Annotated in this window: 23 protein-coding genes; all 23 read left to right on the top strand. The window is 29.6% G+C overall.

Annotated features, from left to right (window positions below; all coding sequences use genetic code 11):
• Positions 1-73: 73 nt before the first annotated feature.
• The 23 genes from OW730_RS17390 to fliE all read left to right on the top strand — a co-directional run bounded on the left by OW730_RS17390 (position 74) and on the right by fliE (position 21,382).
• Entirely contained in the window at positions 74-376 is a 303-nt protein-coding gene (locus tag OW730_RS17390; RefSeq protein WP_271225319.1) for a hypothetical protein, read from the top strand.
• A gap of 224 nt (positions 377-600) precedes the next feature.
• Positions 601-897, top strand: coding sequence for a hypothetical protein (locus tag OW730_RS17385; RefSeq protein WP_271225318.1), 297 nt, complete (start codon positions 601-603; stop codon positions 895-897).
• A gap of 428 nt (positions 898-1,325) precedes the next feature.
• Positions 1,326-2,273, top strand: coding sequence for an ATP-grasp domain-containing protein (locus OW730_RS17380; protein ID WP_271225317.1), 948 nt, complete (start codon positions 1,326-1,328; stop codon positions 2,271-2,273).
• The gene (locus OW730_RS17375) at positions 2,270-2,944 is read left to right on the top strand and encodes an HAD family hydrolase (RefSeq protein ID WP_271225316.1); all 675 of its coding nucleotides are present in this window, start codon (positions 2,270-2,272) and stop codon (positions 2,942-2,944) included. Before OW730_RS17380 ends, OW730_RS17375 begins: the two co-directional genes overlap by 4 nt.
• Before the next feature lie 20 nt (positions 2,945-2,964).
• Entirely contained in the window at positions 2,965-3,681 is a 717-nt protein-coding gene (locus OW730_RS17370) for a glycosyltransferase family protein (protein ID WP_271225315.1), read from the top strand.
• A gap of 13 nt (positions 3,682-3,694) precedes the next feature.
• A complete protein-coding gene (locus tag OW730_RS17365) occupies positions 3,695-4,597 on the top strand; it encodes a class I SAM-dependent methyltransferase (protein ID WP_271225314.1) in 903 nt (300 codons plus the stop codon).
• A gap of 73 nt (positions 4,598-4,670) precedes the next feature.
• Positions 4,671-5,414, top strand: a complete 744-nt coding sequence (locus tag OW730_RS17360) for a TylF/MycF/NovP-related O-methyltransferase (protein ID WP_271225313.1) — start codon at positions 4,671-4,673, stop codon at positions 5,412-5,414.
• 93 nt (positions 5,415-5,507) lie between these two features.
• A complete protein-coding gene (gene pseI / locus OW730_RS17355) occupies positions 5,508-6,560 on the top strand; it encodes a pseudaminic acid synthase (protein WP_271225312.1) in 1,053 nt (350 codons plus the stop codon).
• A gap of 76 nt (positions 6,561-6,636) precedes the next feature.
• Positions 6,637-7,632 carry a UDP-2,4-diacetamido-2,4,6-trideoxy-beta-L-altropyranose hydrolase gene (gene pseG, locus OW730_RS17350; protein ID WP_271225311.1) on the top strand — a complete coding sequence of 332 codons (996 nt, stop codon included), beginning with the start codon at positions 6,637-6,639 and terminating at the stop codon, positions 7,630-7,632.
• 295 nt (positions 7,633-7,927) lie between these two features.
• Positions 7,928-8,740: a flagellin N-terminal helical domain-containing protein gene (locus tag OW730_RS17345; RefSeq protein ID WP_271225310.1), complete on the top strand. Its 813-nt coding sequence runs from the start codon at positions 7,928-7,930 to the stop codon at positions 8,738-8,740.
• A gap of 344 nt (positions 8,741-9,084) precedes the next feature.
• On the top strand, positions 9,085-10,278 hold the full coding sequence (gene pseC, locus OW730_RS17340) for a UDP-4-amino-4,6-dideoxy-N-acetyl-beta-L-altrosamine transaminase (protein WP_271225309.1): 1,194 nt from the start codon (positions 9,085-9,087) through the stop codon (positions 10,276-10,278).
• Between the two features lie 56 nt (positions 10,279-10,334).
• Positions 10,335-11,339 carry a dTDP-glucose 4,6-dehydratase gene (locus OW730_RS17335; protein ID WP_271225308.1) on the top strand — a complete coding sequence of 335 codons (1,005 nt, stop codon included), beginning with the start codon at positions 10,335-10,337 and terminating at the stop codon, positions 11,337-11,339.
• Positions 11,340-11,351: 12 nt separating this feature from the next.
• Complete coding sequence (locus OW730_RS17330) at positions 11,352-12,377, top strand: SDR family NAD(P)-dependent oxidoreductase (RefSeq protein ID WP_271225307.1); 1,026 nt, start codon at positions 11,352-11,354, stop codon at positions 12,375-12,377.
• A 62-nt stretch (positions 12,378-12,439) separates the two neighbouring features.
• Positions 12,440-13,294 carry a flagellin N-terminal helical domain-containing protein gene (locus OW730_RS17325; RefSeq protein ID WP_271225306.1) on the top strand — a complete coding sequence of 285 codons (855 nt, stop codon included), beginning with the start codon at positions 12,440-12,442 and terminating at the stop codon, positions 13,292-13,294.
• A gap of 284 nt (positions 13,295-13,578) precedes the next feature.
• Entirely contained in the window at positions 13,579-14,286 is a 708-nt protein-coding gene (locus OW730_RS17320; protein WP_271225305.1) for an acylneuraminate cytidylyltransferase family protein, read from the top strand.
• Positions 14,286-15,287: an N-acetylneuraminate synthase gene (gene neuB, locus OW730_RS17315; protein ID WP_271225304.1), complete on the top strand. Its 1,002-nt coding sequence runs from the start codon at positions 14,286-14,288 to the stop codon at positions 15,285-15,287. Before OW730_RS17320 ends, neuB begins: the two co-directional genes overlap by 1 nt.
• A 14-nt stretch (positions 15,288-15,301) precedes the next feature.
• Positions 15,302-16,462 (top strand): UDP-N-acetylglucosamine 2-epimerase, encoded by a 1,161-nt coding sequence (gene neuC, locus OW730_RS17310; RefSeq protein WP_271225303.1) that lies wholly within the window; start codon positions 15,302-15,304, stop codon positions 16,460-16,462.
• A gap of 4 nt (positions 16,463-16,466) precedes the next feature.
• Positions 16,467-17,507 carry a nucleotidyltransferase family protein gene (locus OW730_RS17305; protein ID WP_271225302.1) on the top strand — a complete coding sequence of 347 codons (1,041 nt, stop codon included), beginning with the start codon at positions 16,467-16,469 and terminating at the stop codon, positions 17,505-17,507.
• A 13-nt stretch (positions 17,508-17,520) separates the two neighbouring features.
• Positions 17,521-18,513, top strand: coding sequence for an NAD-dependent 4,6-dehydratase LegB (locus OW730_RS17300; RefSeq protein WP_271225301.1), 993 nt, complete (start codon positions 17,521-17,523; stop codon positions 18,511-18,513).
• A 77-nt stretch (positions 18,514-18,590) separates the two neighbouring features.
• Positions 18,591-19,718, top strand: coding sequence for a DegT/DnrJ/EryC1/StrS family aminotransferase (locus OW730_RS17295; protein ID WP_271225300.1), 1,128 nt, complete (start codon positions 18,591-18,593; stop codon positions 19,716-19,718).
• A gap of 529 nt (positions 19,719-20,247) precedes the next feature.
• Complete coding sequence (flgB, locus tag OW730_RS17290) at positions 20,248-20,640, top strand: flagellar basal body rod protein FlgB (RefSeq protein WP_271225299.1); 393 nt, start codon at positions 20,248-20,250, stop codon at positions 20,638-20,640.
• A 5-nt stretch (positions 20,641-20,645) separates the two neighbouring features.
• A complete protein-coding gene (gene flgC / locus OW730_RS17285) occupies positions 20,646-21,077 on the top strand; it encodes a flagellar basal body rod protein FlgC (protein WP_271225298.1) in 432 nt (143 codons plus the stop codon).
• A gap of 11 nt (positions 21,078-21,088) precedes the next feature.
• Entirely contained in the window at positions 21,089-21,382 is a 294-nt protein-coding gene (fliE, locus tag OW730_RS17280; protein ID WP_271225297.1) for a flagellar hook-basal body complex protein FliE, read from the top strand.
• Positions 21,383-21,395: the final 13 nt, after the last annotated feature.

Genomic DNA, 21,395 nt, shown 5'->3' with positions numbered 1-21,395 from the left:
AAGAAAAAGCTATCGGCATGATAGTGAATAGGGATTTATCATTAAATACTGTTTTAAAATGGGAGTATTTAAGATGATTTTAATTCATTCAGCTGGTAATAAAAAAATAGGAATAGGAAACTTAAGTAGATGTAGTACAATCGCTAAAGAAATCGTAAAAATTAGCAGGGAAGAATTGATAATTTTATATGAAACATCTGTTGAGTTATCGAACAAGTTCTCTGTTGAAAATGCAAAAACGTATAGAGTAAGAGACAGAAATGAGGCATTAAGTCTTATTGAAATACTAAGTAAAGAATATAAAGAACAAAAAAATATTGTGACAGATTTATTAGATTTAACATATAAAGCCAATGTTGCAACATTTAATAGATAGATTAAAAAAATGCAATAATTTGAATGAAATAGTTGTAGCAACAACAAACCTATAAAAAGATGATAGGATAGCTGAATTAGTAGAAAAAACAAAATAATATGCTATAGAGGGTCGGAAAATGATGTGATAGACTTTTTTAAGGATAATAATTATGATTATGTTAGTCCAAAATTGGAGTCGGACTTATAAGGGGATTAGATACAGAAATATTTTCTTATGAGGCTTTGGCTAAAGCACATGAACTTTCTGATGAAAAGGCTTATAGAGAACATGTAAATTTATATATGTACAGGAATCCTGAAATATTCAATGTTGGATTGTATCCAATACCTGATAAACTAAAAAAATTTGATATGAGATTATGTGTTGACCAGGAAAAAGATTTTGAGTTAATTAAGATTTTATATAATAGGTTATATGTACAAGGATGTATTATTGATAATAATAATGTAATTAGCTTATTTAATAGTGAACCTGAGTTGTATAATATTAATAAAAGAGTACATCAAAAAAATGTGTAGTTTGAGTTAAATGCTAATTTAAGAAACATATGAATGAAGTGTAAATCTAATTAAATATATTAAATATTAACATGCTTTCATTATGATTTTAATCATAATGAAAGTATGTTATTTATTTTGGATAAGTTAGTGATTGATAATTTTTAGTTAAATAGAGTATATTTAATATAATTATTTTGATTTTTAAAGTGAAAATAATTGCTATAGAAGAATTTATATATATTTAATATTTAATCTAGCAAAAAAAATTACTTAAAATCTTAATTAAAATGATATTAAATATGATTTTAAAAACTTTGAAGTATTGCAAAAAACGGCCGTAATTTGAGAGGGGTTGTTATTTTTTTTAAGAAAATTAACATATACTATAAATTATATTAAACAAGATTCGATTATATAAATAAATATACTTGTTAAGGAGTATTGATATGAATTTATTACTTACAGCTATTGGAAAGAGAATACAATTAGTTAAATATCTAAAAGAAACATCTTTTGTTGTAGGAATTGATTGCAGTGAATTAGTTCCTGCAATGAACTTTGTTGATAAATTTTACAAAGTAGATAAATATTATGAAAAAGGATATATAGAACAGTTAATTAAAATATGTAAAGGAGAAAAGATTGATATAATAATACCTCTTTATGAAAAAGAGTTTTTATTACTTTCTCGTAATAGGAAAAAATTTGAAGACATAGGTATAAAACTTATGTTGAGCAGTGAAGCAGTTTTGAATATTTGTAATGATAAATGGAAAACCTATGAATTCTTTAGAAAAAACAAAATTGATACTCCATGCTCATATTTAAAAGAACAAATAGAAAGAATATTGATTTCTGAGGAGCGTAATAGAATAAAATATCCTCTTATTATAAAACCACGTGATGGAATGGGAAGCAAAAATGTATTTAAAATTAATAACATAGAGGAATTAATGTTTTTTAAAAATTATGTTAATAACCCTATAATTCAGGAGTTTATTCAGGGTAAGGAGTATACAATTGATGTATTATGTGATTTCAAAGGGAATATTATATCTATTGTACCTAGAGAAAGAATTGAAGTTAGAAGTGGTGAAGTAACTAAAAGTAAGACTGTAAAAAATAAAATGATTATAGATAAAGTTAAAGAATTATGTGAATTACTTGGGGGTATAGGACCTTTAACATTACAATGTATAGTAAATGAAGAAGGGGAGATGAAATTTATCGAGATAAATCCAAGATTTGGTGGTGGAGTTCCTTTAACTTTTGAAGCGGGAGTGAATTACGGGAAGTATTTAAATATGATGATTAATAAAAAAGAGATTAAGCAAAGTGTTGTAGAGTTTGAAGAGATAACTATGCTGAGATATGATGAGGCGGTATTTATATGATAAAGGGAGTAATTTTTGATTTAGATGATACATTATATAATGAAAAGTATTTTGTTTATGAAGGTTTTAAAGCTGTAGGTGAGTACTTGGCTGAAAAATATATGTTGGATTATGAAGAAATATATGTGAATATGATGAATATATTAAAAAAAAGTGGAAGAGGTAAGATTTTTAATATTATATGTAACAAATATGATATCAATGAAGATATTCTTACTTTAGTTGAAGTTTATAGAAATGTAAAGCCTAAATTAGAGCTTTATGAAGATGCTCAATATATTTTAAAGAAATTTAAGGGTAAGTATAAATTAGGGCTTATTACAGATGGTTTGGCTAAGGTTCAGTGGAATAAAATTAGAAGTTTAGATTTAGAAAAATATTTTGATAATATTAGGGTAACGGATGATTTAGGAGAGGAATTTTGGAAACCAAATGAACATGTTTTTTTGGAAATGATAAAAAGTTTAAACTGTAAACCAGAAGAAGCAGTTTATATAGGGGATAATCCAAATAAGGACTTTATTGGAGCTAGAAAAATTAATATTAATACAATTAGGATTATTAGACCACAAGGTGATTATATGCAGTTAAAATTAACAGAAGAATATGAGGCGGATTTTGAGATTACAAGCCTAGATAAGTTAGAAGATGTATTTAAAAGAATAATTTAAAACTATTTTGGAGTGATATTATGAAGATATTGTGTGTAGTTCAAGCTAGAATGGGGTCTGAAAGACTTCCTGGTAAAGTCGTAAAACCAATTTTAGGTAAACCTATGATTTTATATACATTGGATAGATTAAGTAAAAGTAGATATATTGATAAACTGGTTTTAGCGACTACTGACTTACCCAAAGAATATCCATTGATAAATATTGTTAGAAGTTCTGGTTATGAGTGTTTTACTGGTGATGAGACAAATGTTTTGAAGAGATATAAGAGGGCGGCTGACGCGTATGAAGCTGAGATAATTATAAGAATAACTGGTGATTGTCCTCTTATTGATCCTATAATAGTGGATAATGTAGTGAGTAATTTCCTAATGTATAACTATGACTATGTGAGACTTGATGTTCCTGAAACTTTCGTTAGGGGGTTTGACGTAGAAGTGTTTTCTAAAGAAGCATTGAATCGTGTTTATGAAAAGGTGAATAAAGATGAGTTTAAAGAACATGTCACTCTTTACATGTATAAACATCCAGAGGAATTTAAAGTCGGGCATGTTAAAGGAGAAGCTATTTATAATAAGCCATATAGGTTATGTGTAGATACAGATGAAGATTTTAAGTTAATCAATGAAATATTTAAATACTTCCAAGATGAATATATATCATCAAAAGATGTCATTAAGTTTTTAGACAACAATACTGATATGGTTAAGATAAATTGTAAAATTAATCAAAAGTAAAGGAGGGATTGAAGTGGAAGAATTTAAAATAGTTAAAAATGAAAAGTTTGGTTATTATCATTTAGATCCAATTCCTGATGAAGAATTTATGGCAGAATTTTATAAAGAAAAATATTATAAAGAAATATCTAGAAAAGAATCAACTCGTGATGCTAGACTGCAAAGGCTTATAGATAATAATCAGAAAGAAAATGAAATTCAATGGCTAAATAGTACATACTTTAAGGATATCTGTTATAATATTCAGAAGTTTGCTCAGAAGGGGAATGATGGAATTAGTGTAATAGATATTGGGTGTGGAACAGGAGAGTTACTTAAGTTTATGCAGGAATATGGGTTTAAGGCTGTAGGAATTGAACCTTCAATTGATGCTTTTGAAAAGAGTAAAGATAATGAATTAAAAGTTTATAATTGCAATATTGAAGAATTTATTAAAAATGAAAAAGAAAAAAAATTTGACTGTGTTAATATGAGTAATGTTTTAGAACATGTTTTAGAACCGTTAAAGGTGATTGAAAAGTGTAAAGAGCTTCTTAATGAAGAGGGGATTATTAGAATTCAAGTGCCTAATGATTTTAATGAACTTCAAGAAGCTGCTGTTTCTACATTAGACTTGAAGAAGTGGTGGGTTTGTATACCAGATCATATAAGTTATTTTAATTATGATTCATTAATTAAGATACTTGAATTCTATGGATTTGAAGTTATGTGTACTACTTCTGATTTTCCTATGGAATTATTTTTACTAATGGGAGATAATTATATTTTAAATAAGAACTTAGGTAAAGAATGTCATGAAAAAAGAAAGTTATTTGAACAATCTATACCAGATGACTTAAGACGTAAATTATACAATAGTCTGTCTAAAATTGGTTTAGGGAGAAATCTAATTATATATGGCAAAAGAAAGAAATAAAAAAATTAAAAATATCGGATTAAATAATATTTAAAAATAAACTTATTTAATAAATTTTAAAGGATGATGCAAAATGAATAGAATAAATGTAAAGGGAAACTCAAATAAAAAAGAACTTTCAAAAAGAGAAGAGTTTTTTCAGATGTTTCATGAAACGCCTATACCTAATAATGAATTATTACAAAATCTCGGTTTATTTATGAACAGACAGCTGTTATCTAGAGTATTTTTTATGAATGATCTTTATAAAAAAATAATTAATGTACACGGTATTGTTGTAGAATTTGGAGTTAGATGGGGACAAAATTTAGCTTTATTTGAGTCATTTAGAGGAATATACGAACCTTACAATTATAATAGGAAGATAGTTGGGTTTGATACATTTTCAGGATTTCCTTCTGTAACAGAAAAAGATGGGGATTTATCAGTAGGTGATTATGGTGTTTCAGAAAACTATGAAGAATACCTAGATAAAGTTTTAAAATATCATGAGAGCGAAAGCCCCATTCCTCATATTAAAAAATATGAGTTAGTTAAGGGAGATGCTATAGAGACTTTAAAAAAATATTTGGAGGATAATCCTCAAACTATTATTGCTTTCGCGTATTTTGATTTTGATATCTATGAACCAACTAAAAAATGTTTAGAGATGATAAAACCTCATTTAACAAAGGGGAGTGTAATAGGATTTGATGAGTTAAATGTACGTGATTTCGCAGGTGAAACATTAGCATTAAAGGAAGTTTTTGGGTTAGATAAATATTCAATTAAGAGATCTCCACTTAACCCATTACAATCATATATAGTTATTGAATAAAAGATATTTTATTTGATAATTAAAATAATGATTTTAAATTATAATAATAATAAAATTAAACAAGTTAATGTGATTTTAGAGGGGAATAAATATATGAGTAATATAATAAAAATTGGAAATAAGAAAATAGGTGGTAACAACCCAACCTTCATAATTGCAGAAATGTCTGCAAATCATCTTCAGGACTTTGATAAGGCAGTAAAGATAATTAAGGCAGCTAAATATGCAGGGGCTGATGCTGTAAAGCTTCAGACATATACTCCGGACACTATAACTATTGATTGTGACAACAAGTATTTTCAAATAAATCAAGGTACTATCTGGGATGGAATAACTTTGCATAAATTATATGAAGGTGCATATACACCATGGGAATGGCAACCTGAATTAAAGAGAATAGCTGAAGAAGAGGGGTTGATTTGTTTTTCATCACCCTTTGATAAAACAGCAGTAGATTTTTTAGAAAAAATGAATGTGCCTGCATATAAGGTAGCATCCTTTGAAATTACTGATATTCCATTAATAGAATATATGGCTTCTAAAGGTAAGCCTATGATTTTATCAACTGGAATAGCTAGATTAAGCGATATAGAAGAAGCTGTTAACGCTTGTAGAAGAATGGGAAATAATCAAATTTCTCTTTTAAAGTGTACTTCTGCATATCCAGCGCCATTAGAAGATATTAACTTGAATACACTATCTAATTTATCAGAGACTTTTAATGTTGTTTCTGGGTTATCTGATCATACACTTGGAATTTCTGTATCAATTGCATCTGTAGCATTAGGTGCGAAAATAATTGAAAAGCATTTTACCTTGTCTAGAGCAGATGGTGGGCCTGATGCTGCATTCTCGCTAGAACCGGATGAATTTAAAGATATGGTGAAATCAGTAAGAGAAGTTGAAAAAGCTTTAGGGTGTGTCTCATACAAATTGACAGAAAAAATGAGAAAAAGTAGAGAACATTCCCGTTCATTATTTGTTGTGAAGGATATTAAAAAAGGTGATACTTTCACTGAAGAAAATTTAAAATCTATCAGACCAGGATTTGGGATGCATACTAAGTATTATAATCAAATATTAGGTGAAAAAGCTTCTTGTGATATAAAGAAAGGTACACCTATGGACTGGAAATTGATTGATTAACAAGCTTAATTTAATATATTTAAAATTAGCATTTCATAAAAAGGAATGCTGATTTTTAACTAATAAAGGTGATATTATGAAAATCGCAATTAGAGCAGATGGTGGTTCGCAAATAGGGATGGGACATATCATGAGAACATTGGTTTTAGCTAAAGAATTAGCTAAAACCAATGAAGTTTTCTATGTATGTAAAACTGATAATTCTTTAAGTGATACATACATAAATGGTATAAAGAAAATTAAAACAGAAGGATTTAAAGCAGTATACATCAATAAGGATAATGTTCTTGAGGATTTAAAAAATATTCACGCAGATTTATTAATTACTGATAGTTATGATGTAGATGAAAATTATTTTATTGAAACTAAAAAAAAGTTTAAAAAAACTGCATATATAGATGATATGAATCTACATTACTTTGATGTAGATATATTGATTAATCAAAATACCAATGCAGTGGATTTTGATTATAAAGTAAATGATTATGCTAAACTTTTACTGGGTTCAAATTATGTTATGCTTAGAGAGGAATTTAGAAATACACCAAAAAAGTTGATTGAAGAAAATGTTAAAGATATTTTAATTACAGTAGGTGGAGCAGATCCATTTAATATTACCGAAAATATTTTGAGTTCTATCAAGGACCTGGATTATATTTTTCATGTAGTTGTAGGACCATCTTTTGATGAAAGAAATAATTTAAAAGATTATGAAAGTGAAAAGATTAAACTTTATTATAATGCTAATATGTATCAAATAATGCAAAAGTGCGATATGGCTATTTCTGCATGTGGAAGTACTTTATATGAGTTAGCTTCATGTGGTGTTCCTACATTAGGTCTAATAATAGCTAATAATCAAAAGGGAATAGCAAATAAGTTAAATGATGAAGGCGTGATTAAGAATTTAGGTTGGTACAATGAGATAAGTTCAGATTACTTATTAAGTAATATTGAATATCTAGCGAATGATAAAAAATTAAGACAGCATATATCAGATAAAGGTCAAAATTTTGTTGATGGAAAAGGTGTAGAAAGATTATGCCGAGTTATTAACAATATCCTGAATTAATAAAGATATTTGAAGTATGTTATGTTTGTTTTAATATGAAGAATTTTTTTAGGAGAAAATATGCAAATACGAACTAGGAATATTATGTATTCATGATTTCTAGTTCTTTTTTATTATAGAATTATAAGATATGAATAATTTTCAGGTAATTAGGGATTATGTTGATTAAAAACTAAATAATTCCTAAATTGTTTCTTAAGAATTGGATGATTGATACGAAATATTAAGTATATAAGTTAAATTTAGATTTTAATATTAATTAAACTTGCATAAAAATAAGGAAGAGGTGAAGTATATGACGATTTCTGTGCAAAATAATAATGTTATGAATGTTTATAATAGTATGTCAAGAGCGCAATCTTCGTATAATTCTTCAGTTCAGCAGATATCTTCAGGTTCAAGGATTAATAATGCTGCAAATGATGTAGCGGGTATGTTTATTTCTAATCAGATGAATGGACAGATTAGGGGGTTGGTTCAAGGTAATAAAAATGCTAGTGATGGCGTTTCTATAATTCAAACGGCTGAAGGTGCATTAAATTCAGTTCATCATAGTTTGGGAAGAATGAAAGAACTTGCTGTACAAGCATCTAATGGGATTCTGACTGATGAAGATAGAGCTATGTTGAATGAAGAGTTTAGTAGTTTAAAAGAAGAGATAAGTTCTATTGCAGACAACACTCATTTTAATGGAAAGAAGCTTTTAGATGGAAGCTTGGATACATCATTGCTAGTAGGAGCAAATAGTGATGAGATAATAAATTTACAGGGTGCTGACATGAGCTTAACTGGGTTAAATATTGAGAATTTATCTATAGATAACATGATAAATGCTCAGGATGCAATTGAAGCTATTTCAAAATCTGTAGAAAAAGTAAGTTCTCAGAGAGTGGAATTTGGAACACATCAAAATAGATTAGAAGATTCAATAAATAATACAAATAATGCTATCTCAAATTTAACTGCATCAGATTCTCAAATAAGTGATATTGATATTGCACTTGCAGTTATGAAAATGGCGAGAGAAAACATTACATATGAAAGTCAAATTGCTATGATGTCACAGGCAAATCAAAGCAATCAAATGGCATTAGCATTGTTACGATAAATAATAAAATAAGTAATTTTTTAACTAAATTAGCAGAGGAGACTCTGCTAATTTGTTTTTATTAATAATTTAAATTATCAAATAGTTTAAGTTTTATTCCAGATATTATATTTAGTTTATTGTATAAAATTGATATTTATAATTAACTTTACATAAGTATCTTTTATGCAATATATAATTGAAGTATTAAAGATTTTAGGTGTTTAGACGATAAGAATATTGTATAATTAAAATGAATTACATAATTATTTTAGTTTTATTATGGTAATTTTTTATTAGTAAAAAAATATCAAAGTGGATAATAATATGAATAAAAGATAACAAAAAAACAGAGGAGTTTTTTTATGATAGATAAATTAGCTTTATATGGAGGTAAGCCAGTAAGAGATAAGTATTTGGCTTATGGTAAACAAAGTATATATGATGAGGATATAAACTCAGTGATAGAAGTATTAAAAGGTGATTTTCTAACAACGGGACCTAATGTAAGCTCATTTGAGAAATGTATTGCGGATTATGTAGGAACAAAATACGCTGTTGCATTTTCAAATGGTACTGCTGCTCTTCATGCAGCATGTTACGCTGCGGGTATCAGCGAAGGAGATGAAGTTTTAGTTTCACCGATGACTTTTGCAGCATCAGCAAATTGTGTTTTGTATTGTGGTGGAACTCCTGTCTTTGTTGATATTGATCCAAATACATATAATATTGATGTAAGTAAAATAGAAGAGAGGATAACTGAAAAAACTAAAGCTATAATTCCTGTTGATTTTACAGGCCAATCGGTTGATATAGATAAGATAATGGAGATAGCAGAGAAATATAATCTAATTGTTATTGAAGATGGAGCTCATGCACTTGGGAGTGAATATAAAGGAAAAAAAGTAGGAAATACTGCTCATATGACTGAGTTTAGTTTTCATCCAGTTAAGCCTATTACAACAGGTGAAGGGGGAGTTATAGTAACTGATTCTCAAGAACTATTTGAAAAACTCACACTTTTTAGAACTCATGGTATAACTAGAGATGAAAGGTTTTTAAACAATAATGAGGGTCCTTGGTACTATGAACAGATTGATTTAGGCTACAATTATAGAATAACTGATATTCAATGTGCTTTAGGTTTAAGTCAAATGAGAAAGTTAGATGATTTTATATCACGAAGAAGAGAGATTGTTAGACGTTATAATGAGGCTTTTAAAAAAATTAAGGGAATTTCAATACCTTTTGAAGAAGAGTTTTCAAATTCTGGATGGCATATTTATGTAATCAAGTTGAAATTGGAAGAGTTAAAATGTTCTAGAAAAGAGATATTTGAAGCGCTTATGGCGGAAAATATTGGAGTAAATGTGCACTATATTCCTGTATATTATCATCCATACTACAAGAAACTAGGATATAAGAAAGGAATATGTCCGGAAACTGAAAAGTTGTATGAAAGAATTATTACATTACCATTATTTCCGAGAATGAGTGAATGTGACGTAGAAGATGTAATAAAAGCTGTTACAAAGGTAATAAGTTGCTATAAAAAATAAAAATATTTATAACTGATAAAACTTTGAATAAAGTTAGGTGAAGGGAGTTTTATATAATGAATATACTTGTAACTGGTGGAGCTGGGTTTATTGGTAGATGGGTAGTAAAGAAACTTTTAGAAGAAAATCATAATATAATAGCATTAGATAATTTATCAAATGGTAGATTATTGAACATTGAAGAGTTTAAAGATAATGATAACTTTAGATTTATTAAAGGGGATATTAAGGATCAAAAACTTTTAGAAGATTTATTTAAAAAAAATAAATTTGATATTATTTATCATTTGGGAGCATCAATTAATGTTCAAGAAAGCATAGATGACCCTGCTACAACATTTTATAACGATACAGTTGGTACATTTAATATTCTAGAAAGAACAAAAATACAAATGTTTGGTGAAAATGCAAAAATGGTTGGAGATAAATGGGAGTTAGATTCAGAAGAAGAAAAGCATCCATGTAAAGTGGTTTTTATGAGTACATGTATGGTTTATGATAAAGCAGAAAGTAAAGGGATTAATGAATTACATCCAACAAAACCAGTTTCACCTTATGGCGGAAGTAAAATTGCAGCAGAAAATATGGTGCTTTCATATTATCATGCATATGGTTTACCTACCGTTGTTATAAGACCGTTTAATACATATGGTCCTTTCCAAAAGTCAAGTGGTGAAGGTGGAGTAATTGCTATTTTTATAAAAAGAGCATTAGAAAGTAAAGAATTAAATATTTACGGTACTGGAGAGCAAACGAGAGATTTGCTTTATGTTAAAGATTGCGCTAAATTTGTTATTATGGCTGGTTTCAATGAAAGAGTAAATGGGGAAATAGTAAATGCTGGTACAGGAAGAGATGTTACTATTAATGAGTTAGCACAAATAATTTCACAGGATAGAGTTGAGGTTAAGCATGTTGAACACATTCATCCTCAAAGTGAAATTATGAAGTTAAAATGTGATTATTCAAAAGCAGAGAGTTTGATGGGGTGGATGCCAGAATATACGCTTGAAGAAGGAATTAGTGAAACAGAAGAATGGATTAAAAATTCAAAGGAATAGGAGTAGGTACTGATGAATCATTTTCAAAATAAGAAAGTACTTATTATTGGTGGAACAGGCACTATTGGTAAGAGGATGGTAATAGAGATTCTAAAACAGAATCCATCTGTAATTAGAATTTTTAGTAGAGATGAATATAAACAATTTATTATGGAAAAAGAAATTAGTGATAAGTATAAAGGGAAAATAAGGTTTCTAATTGGTGATGTAAGAGATTATGATAGAGTTGAAAGAGCTATGCATGATATAGAGATAGTTTTTAATTTGGCAGCTATGAAACATGTGCCTGCCTGTGAGTACAATCCTCATGAAGCAGTTAAAACAAATGTGATTGGAATGGAAAACGTTATTAAGGCGGCTACAAAAAATGATATTGAATCGGTTGTTTTTACTAGCTCAGATAAAGCTATAAATCCTACTAATGCATATGGAGCTACAAAACTTTTAGCAGAGAAACTTGTTCAGGCTGCCAATCATAGTAAAGGAACAGCAAGAACAAAGTTTGTTGCTGTTAGATTTGGAAATGTTATGGGATCGAGAGGTTCAGTAATACCTCTTTTTAAAAAGCAGATATTGGAACAACAAAAAATAACACTAACTAATGGAACCATGAGTAGATTTATGATGACTATGAGTGAGGCAGTAAAGCTTACTATGAAGGCTGCAGAAAAATCCATTGGTGGAGAAGTGTTTATCTTAAAAATGCCAATAATTAATTTAAAGGTTTTAGCAGAAGTTATAATTGAGGAAACTTGTAAAAAGTTTTTTCAAGGTAATAACGTAGTTGAAGTAGAGGAAATAGGTTTGAGGCCTGGGGAAAAAATGTATGAAGAACTTATGACTAAAGAAGAATCTAAAGGGGCTTATGATTTAGGTGAAATGTTTATGGTTAAGCCAACTATTTCATCAGATGAAGAATATGAAAGTTTTTATTCAGGATATGAAAGAGCGAAAGTTGGAAGTTATACTTCTTATGATAAACCAACAATTTTAAAAGAAGAAATTAGGGAATTGATTATAAGCGAAGGATTGGTTTAGAGTATGTTTTTGAATAAAGTTTTTTAATAATATTACGATAATTGAGTTAGTGAGGTGAGAGCATGCGATTAAATAAGAATTTAGCTACAATGAATGCATACAGGAATTATCTTAGAGCTTTAGATATACAGGCAGGAAGTATGGAAAAAATATCTTCTGGGAGCAAAATTAATAAGGCAAAAGATAATCCTAATAAGTTGGCACAGAGTGAAAGGTTAAGATTGCAGATTAGGTCTCTTGAGATGGCATCAAGAAATACTCAAGATGCGGTTTCTATGATACAAACTGCTGAGGGTACCATGAATTCTATAACTGAAAGTATTCAGAGAATGAGGCAGCTTGTTGTTCAAAGTGGTGGAGCTTTAAATGGCAATGATAAAGATGTAATAGATAATGAAATTACTGAAATTTTAAATGGGATTCAGTCTATGGCGGAAAAAAATAATTTCAATGGAGTAAATTTGATTGGAGATCAAACTGTTGCTGATAATGATAATCCTAAGGAAATTAAGGTTACTGTAGGGGGTAATGTTGGTGAAATGGTGTCGATAGAAGTATATAATGCTTCATCTAAGGGTTTGGGACTGATGGATGCTGGTGGAAATAGTTTAATAGATCTTGCGAATATTGATGATTGTTTATCTAAGGTTGATACAGCATTAGATACAGTTTTGGCTATAAGATCTAAATATGGAGCGAAACAGAATAAGTTTGAATCTATGTATAATAATTTAATTGAAATTAGAGATAGAAATATTAGCTGTGAAAGTTCAATAAGGGATGTGAATATTGCAGAAGAAAGTATGCAACTTGCAAAAGGTAGTTTGCTTATAGATGCTGGAAATGCTGTAATGGCACAAACGAATAAATTCCCACAGGAAATTTTAAGAGTACTTGAAAGTGTAAGAGGAAGATAAAAATATAATGTAGAATTGATAATGTATAATGTAAAATGAAGGATGGTTCTGACTAATGTCAGAACCTACATTTATTTTGGCTGGAAACAATATGAGTTTACTCGTTTCATTATAAATGAAACATTGTATTTTAAATCAAGATAAAATCAAGATAAAATCAATAAACTCTCTTTTTATACAATAAGATATGTTTTTTCTCCATTTTTTTTCTTTCTATTTTGTAAAGGTTGATTATCGTATGGTATAATTTAATCTATAATATAGAAGCTAAAAGGATGATAATCATGATAGATGGAAAAAAGATTCTTGCGGTAATTCCTGCGAGGGGTGGTTCCAAGGGAATAAAGAATAAAAATATAGTTAAACTTCAAGGGAAGCATTTGATTGGTTATACAATTGAAGTATGTAAAGAGAGTTTGTACATAGATGAATACATAGTATCTACTGATAGTGAAGATATAAAAGAAGTGAGTGAGTTATATGGTGCTAAGGTTCCTTTTTATAGACCTGAACATTTGGCTTCAGATAGTGCTAAATCTATTGATGTGGTTTTACATGTTTTAGATAAGGTGGAGCGAAATAGTGGGAAATATGATATAGTAGTGCTGCTTCAACCAACTTCTCCTTTGAGGACTGTAGAAGAACTTGATAATGCAATTGTTGAGTTTGTAAAAAGAGGTGGAGAGTCGCTTGTGAGTGTTTGTGAGTGTGAGAAAAGTCCCATTCTTATGAGGGAGATTCTTCATGGGAAATTAACAGAAATAGTTAATTTCCGCGGAAATAATTTGAGAAGACAGGAGCTTCCTATTTATTATATGTTTAATGGTGCTATCTACATAAATACAGTTAATATGCTAAAGAATAAGAACTGTTTTGTAGATGAGGATACTATTCCATTTATAATGGATAGGGAAAACTCAGTTGATATTGATGAAGAAAAGGATTTAATAATAGCGGAGTACTACCTTAATAAAAGGGAGGGGAATAAATAATGAGTAAAGATAGAGTATACATAATAGCAGAAGCAGGGGTTAATCATAATGGGAATATAGAACTTGCAAAGAAGTTGGTGGATAAAGCAAAGTGGGCAGGGGCAGATGCGGTTAAATTTCAACTGTTTAAAAGTGAAAAGATGACTTCTTCTTCAGCAGAGAAAGCTGATTATCAAAGAAAAACTACTGGAGAGGTGGAGAGTCAGCTTCAGATGTTAAAAAAACTTGAGATTGGTTATAGTGAGCATAGAATATTAATGGACTATTGTGAAGAAGTGGGAATAGATTTTCTTACATCTCCTTTTGATTTGGAGAGTATAAAAGAATTATGTGAGCTTGGATTAGAGTTAATTAAGATACCATCACCAGAAATAACTAATCTTCCTTACCTTAGAAAGGTAGCTGAAACAAATAAGAAAGTAATACTTTCAACAGGAATGAGTGATATGGACGAGGTGAAAAGTGCTATTGAAGTATTGGAAAGTGGATGCAAAGAAATAATATTACTCCATTGCAATACTGAATATCCAACTCCTATGGAAGATGTAAATCTTTTAGCAATGGTAACTTTAAAAGAAGAATTAAAAAAAGAAGTAGGTTATTCAGATCATACACTAGGAATTGAAGTGCCTATAGCAGCTGTTGCTCTTGGTGCAAAAGTTATTGAAAAGCATTTTACTTTGGATAAAGGGATGACTGGTCCAGATCATAAGGCAAGTCTTGAACCTGAGGAATTAAAACAAATGATTCAGAGTATAAGAAATATTGAAATGGCAATGGGAAATGGCATTAAGAAGCCTAGTAAATCAGAACTGAAAAATAAAGAAATTGCTAGGAAAAGTATCGTTGCAGATGTAGATATTAAAGAGGGAGAAATATTTACCGAAGAGAATATTACATGCAAGAGACCAGGAAGTGGAATAAGCCCAATGGAATGGGATAAAGTAATAGGAACTAAAGCTAAAAGAACATTTATGAGTGATGAACTTATTGAGATTTAGAAAGGAGTGTATTTATGCTGAAAATTTGTGTTTTTACAGGAACACGTGCGGAATACGGGCTTCTAAGACCTTTGCTATTTAGACTTAAACAAGATAAAGATATAAATTTAACTATAGTTGTCAGTGGAAGTCACCTTTCAGAAAAGTATGGTAATACATATAAAGAAATATTAAAAGACGAGTTCTCTTCACTTGAATTAATAGATATACATCTTGAACATAACAATGATCTAGGTATTTGTAGAAGTATGGGAGTTGCTTTTGAAGAATATAGCAGTGTCTTGAAGAAAGTTAATCCTCATATGATGGTTATACTTGGTGATAGATACGAAGCTTTTGCAATGGCAAGTGTTTGTCATGTGATGAAAATACCGATTGCACACATACATGGTGGGGAAGTGACGGAGGGAGCATATGATGATGCTTTTAGACACTCAATAACTAAGATGAGTTATCTTCATTTTGTTAGTTGTGATGAATATAGACGAAGAGTTGTTCAGCTTGGTGAAGAGCCTGAAAGGGTCTTTACAGTAGGGGCTCTAGGAATAGAAAATATTATTAACATTGATAAAATGTCTAAAACGGAACTTGAGAGTGAACTGAATTTTAAATTAGATGAAAAATATTGTATTATTACATGTCACCCAGAAACCTTAAAAAAAGGAGATATATCCTATATAGATGATATGCTTGGTGCAATTGATGAATGCAAAGGTTTGAAATGCATATTTACAGGGTCAAACTCTGATGGTGGAGGAGAGGAGATTAACAAAAGGTTAATTGAATATGCTCATAAAAATAGTGATAGATGTTTTTATGCAAAATCTTTAGGATTATTAAAATATCTTAGTGCAGTAGAGTATTGTGAATTTGTTATGGGCAATTCCTCTAGTGGTATTATAGAAGTTCCTGCATTTAAAAAGCCTGTTATCAATATTGGTGATAGACAAAAAGGTAGAATTCGTTCAAAATGTGTTATAGATATTCCTTGGGATAAGGATATAATTTTAGAATCTATAAAATATGTTCAAAGTGATGAAATGAAGGAAGTATGTAAGTTAAGTGAGAATATATTTGGTGATGGAAATACATCTAAGAGAATACTTCATATTATGAAAGATTTTCTTGAGAATGATAAAATAACATTAGAAAAGAAGTTTTATGATGTGAGGTGATAGTTTGGAAAAATATTATGTTCACTTTCAGTGTTCAATTAGAGAAGCAATGGAAAAGATAAGTGAGAATCTAACTAGCTCTGCAATTGTTGTAAATGAAGATAAGCAGGTTTTGGGGATGATAACTGATGGAGATATAAGGAGAGCTCTTCTAGATGGTAAAGGTTTAGAAAGTAGTATAGAAGAAGTCTTTTTTAGAAATATAAAGCATCTAAATTATGATGCTGGAAAGCGAAAAGCAAAAGAAATAATGCTAAAATATAAGATACGTCAATTGCCGGTAATTGATGAGGATAAAAAGCTTAAAAAATTATATTTCCTAGATGACATAATTTCATATGATAAGAAAGATGAATGGGTTGTTATTCAAGCTGGTGGTTTTGGAACAAGGTTAAGGCCTTTAACAGATACTATGCCAAAACCTCTTTTGAAAATCGGAGAGAAGCCTGTTCTTGAACATATAATAGATGGATTTATTTATTTTGGTTTTAGAAAATTCATTATAACTCTAAATTATAAAGGAGATATGATAAGAGAATATTTCGGGAATGGAGAGAAGTATGGTATAAGAATAGAGTATATCACAGAGGACACTCCACTAGGAACTGCTGGATCTCTTTCTTTATGTAAGAATATAATTGACAGTGATGATATTATTATGGTAAATGGAGATATATTAACTGGACTTGATTATGAGGAGTTTTTAAATTTTCATAAAGAGGGTAATAATGATATTACAGTTGGGGCTAGGGAATACAAAGTACAAATTCCTTATGGAGTTCTTGAAACTGAAGGACTTACTATAAAGAAAATTGAAGAGAAACCTAAATTTGATTTTTATATAAATAGTGGTATATATGCTATTAAGAAAAATATTATTTCTCTTATAAATAAAGTTGAAAAGACAGATATGACAGAGATAATTGAAAGAGCTGACAATGTTAACTATAAAAGAATGGTATACCCGATAAAGGAATACTGGACTGATATTGGAAGAATGGAAGATTTCGAGAAGGCGAATACTGAAGCCTATAAATTAGTATAGATGGAGGGAAACTATGGATTTAAAAGGGAAAAAAGTTGTTATTACTGGAGCAGATGGTTTTATTGGAAGTCATCTTACAGAACGATTGATTGAAATTGGCGCTGATGTAACAGCGCTTGTGCAATATAATTCATTTAATAGTTGGGGATATATTGACGATTTCACAGAGGAACAGAAAAGTGCAATAAGAGTAGTTTCTGGTAATGTGAGAGATTATGACAGTATGAGAAGATTAATAAAAGGAGCTGAGGTTGTATTTCACCTTGCATCTCTTATAGCGATTCCTTATTCATACGATTCCCCGATGGCATATGTGAAAACGAATATTGAAGGTACAACGAATGTTCTTGAAGCATGTAGAGAGTGGGGCGTGGAAAAAATAATACATACTTCCACATCAGAGACGTATGGAACTGCATTATATGTTCCTATTGATGAAAAACATCCGATGCAGGGGCAGTCTCCTTACTCGGCGTCAAAAATTGCAGCTGATATGATGGCAGATAGTTTTTACAGAAGTTTCAATCTTCCTGTTGCAACTATTAGACCTTTTAATACATATGGCCCAAGACAATCTGCTAGAGCGGTTATTCCTACAATTATGTCTCAGGTTATAGCTGGTAAGAATGAGATTAAGTTAGGTGCATTATCTCCATTAAGAGATTTTAATTATGTTAAAGACACTGCTGAGGCTTTTGTTAAGATTGCAGAGAGTGATAAAACCATTGGTGAGGTAATCAATGCTGCATCTAATTCAGAAATATCAATTGGGGATTTGGCTAAGAAGATATTTAGAATTAGTGGTAGAGATATTAAAATCATTTGTGATGAAGAAAGAATTCGTCCTGAAAAGAGTGAGGTTAATAGGTTGTTTGGGGATAATAAAAAAATTCTTGAATTAACAGATTGGAAACCAGGTTATTCGCTAGATAAGGGATTAGAAGAAACTTATAGATGGATTGAGAAGAATATGAATAGATTTAAAGTGGATATATATAATAAGTAGAAAGTAAATTATTCAAATTTTAGAATCAGTTAAGTTTTTAACTAAAAAATCTATAGGAGAATAGGTGAGGTGATTTTATGAATAAGGTTGTTCCTTTGTGTGTTCCTGAAATTAAGGGTAATGAAATTGAGTATGTTAGAGAATGTATTGAATCTGGTTGGGTATCTTCAACAGGAGGAGAGTATCTAAATAAATTTGAAGAGGAATTCAGTAGAGTTACTGGGATAAAATATTCAAATGCCGTTATTAACGGTACTGCAGCGCTTCATTTGGCTCTTGCAGCATTAAATATCGGTAAGGGGGATGAGGTTATAGTTCCTTCCCTTACATTCATCTCAACGGTTAATGTAGTAAAATATGTTGGGGCAAAAGTTGTTTTTGTGGATGTGGATTCTAGGAATTACACAATTGATCCTAAGGAAATCGAGAAGGTTGTAAATGATAAAACAAAAGCTATAATTCCAGTTCATTTATATGGGATTATAGCTAATATGGATAAAATAATGGAGATAGCTCATAAATTTAATTTATATGTAATTGAGGATGCAACAGAAGCGCTTGGCAGTACTAAAAGAGGGAAGATGGCTGGTAGTTTTGGTCATATTGGTTGTTATAGCTTCAATGGTAATAAGCTGATGACAACAGGTGCTGGAGGTATGATATGTACAGATGATGAAGATCTTAATAAGAGAATTGATCACCTTAAAAATCAGACCAAAACAGTTCTTGAAAATGGTAGTATAATTCATAATGAGATTGGATTCAATTATAGAATGCCTAATATCCTTGCTGCTTTTGGATTAGCTCAATTGGAACAGTTAGAAAAATTTATTATTAGAAAAAAAGAAATAACTACATTATATAAAAATGAACTTAATGGGTTAATGGGTATAAAATTTCCTGAAAGTAATGAAGATGATGATATTTGTCAGTGGTTGAATTGTGTAGAGGTATTCGAGGAATATGGTATTGCAAGAGATGAACTTATTAAGGTTATGAATGATGAAGGTGTAATATGCAGACCTTTTTTCTATCCAATACATAAGATGGAAGCTTATTCAAGTGAAAAGGTAATAGGGGATAAATTAATAAATACAGAACTTTGTAGTAAGAGGGGATTAAATCTTCCAAGCTCAGTTGGAATTACCAATAATGAAATATTGAGAATATGTAGTATTTTGAAAAAGAATGTTAAAAATTCTTAACATAAATAATATGCAAAATAAGTGTTTAAAGCTATATTAGGCTTTGGACGCTTTTTTTATTGTTTTTTTATGAAATTAGAGTGATTATGGAGATATTTCCTTTTGATAAATAACCAATTGTATAGTAACATTAAGTTAATAAATTGTGACTTTAATGTGAATTATAATTAGATTTAAAAAAAACCGAATAAGTTGAATAAAAAAACTTCTAAATCTAACCAAAATATATTATAATATCTATAGGAAATAAAAATAAAAAATATCGAATGTACAAGAATATATAAATAAAACGTAAAATACGCGAAGAAATTAGTAAATATTTCTCGTATATTATCATTATGTTGTATATACAGTGAATTTGTAATACAATATAATTAGATAGATTACGATGAAATATTTAAATTTCAGGGGGATTATTTAGAAAAAAATAAAAATTAAAATATAATTCATGAAAAATTTAAAAAAAACATGAGAATTAGAAGGAAAAGAGTTTTTTTTGTCAAATAATATTATTTTGGGAGTTGATTAAATGAACATAACTGATAATAATACATATTCCCTCTTAAAACAAGGCTTAGATGCTGCATCCTTAAGAGGGAGAGTAATATCAAATAATATTGCAAATGTGAACACTAAGGGTTATAAAAAGTTTAAAGTTCAATTTGAAGAGAGTCTTAATAGCAGTTCTACCACTTTTAAAAGGACAAGCGAAAAACATTTAAGTTTAAATGGTAATAGTACAGATAGTGGAGTTAGAGTTGTTAGAGATGAAACGGGTGAAATGAGAACTGATGGTAACAATGTTGACATCGATAATGAAATGACTAATCTTGCTGCTAATACACTAAAATTTAATGCTATGGTTAGTGAAATGAACAATCTATACAAAATGAAGGAAATGGTTATAAAAGGAGGGGCATAAGATAAATGAGTAATGCTTTTAGTGGTATGAGGATTAGTGCTAGTGGGTTAGCTGCTGAGAGATTAAGAATGGATTTAATCGCTTCTAATATAGCTAATGCCAACACAACAAGGGGTGCAGACGGTAAGCCTTATAGACGGAAGGTTGCTGTTTTTAATGAGTATATCAAAGAGGAAATAGGTAAAAATGGTGAGGTAAAAGAAGAAATGATGGGTGTAAGAGCTGCAGAAATTGTAGAAGATGATTCACCTTTAAGAAGTGTATATGATCCATCGCATCCAGATGCTGATGAAGATGGATATGTACTTATGCCAAACGTTAATCATTTAAATGAAATGGCTGATTTAATGATGGCTTCTAGAGCTTTTGAAGCAAATTTAACATGTATTGAAGCGCAGAAGCAGATGATTACTAAAAGTTTAGAAATTGGTAGATAGGAGAGGGTATTATGAAAATTAATAATATTTCCAGTTTGCAGTCATTTACATTAGGAAATGAAAAGGAAAATAAATCTGAAAAGAGTATTGGTTTTGGACAAGCATTAAAAGAACAATTAGATAAAGTAAATGAAAAACAGATAAATTCAGAGCAAATGACAGAAGCATTAGTAAGAGGTGAAGATGTAGAAATTCACGATGTTATGATGTCTTCTAAGGAAGCTTATTTGTCAATGCAGATGGCGCTTGAAGTGAAAAATAAGTTGGTTAAAGCATATCAAGAATTTAACCAAATGCAAATTTAAAATTAAGAGTGAG

The organism is Oceanirhabdus sp. W0125-5 (assembly GCF_027938815.1).
In the GTDB taxonomy this organism is placed as follows: Bacteria; Bacillota; Clostridia; order Clostridiales; family Clostridiaceae; genus Oceanirhabdus.
This window is presented reverse-complemented; position numbering and strand designations above follow the sequence as displayed.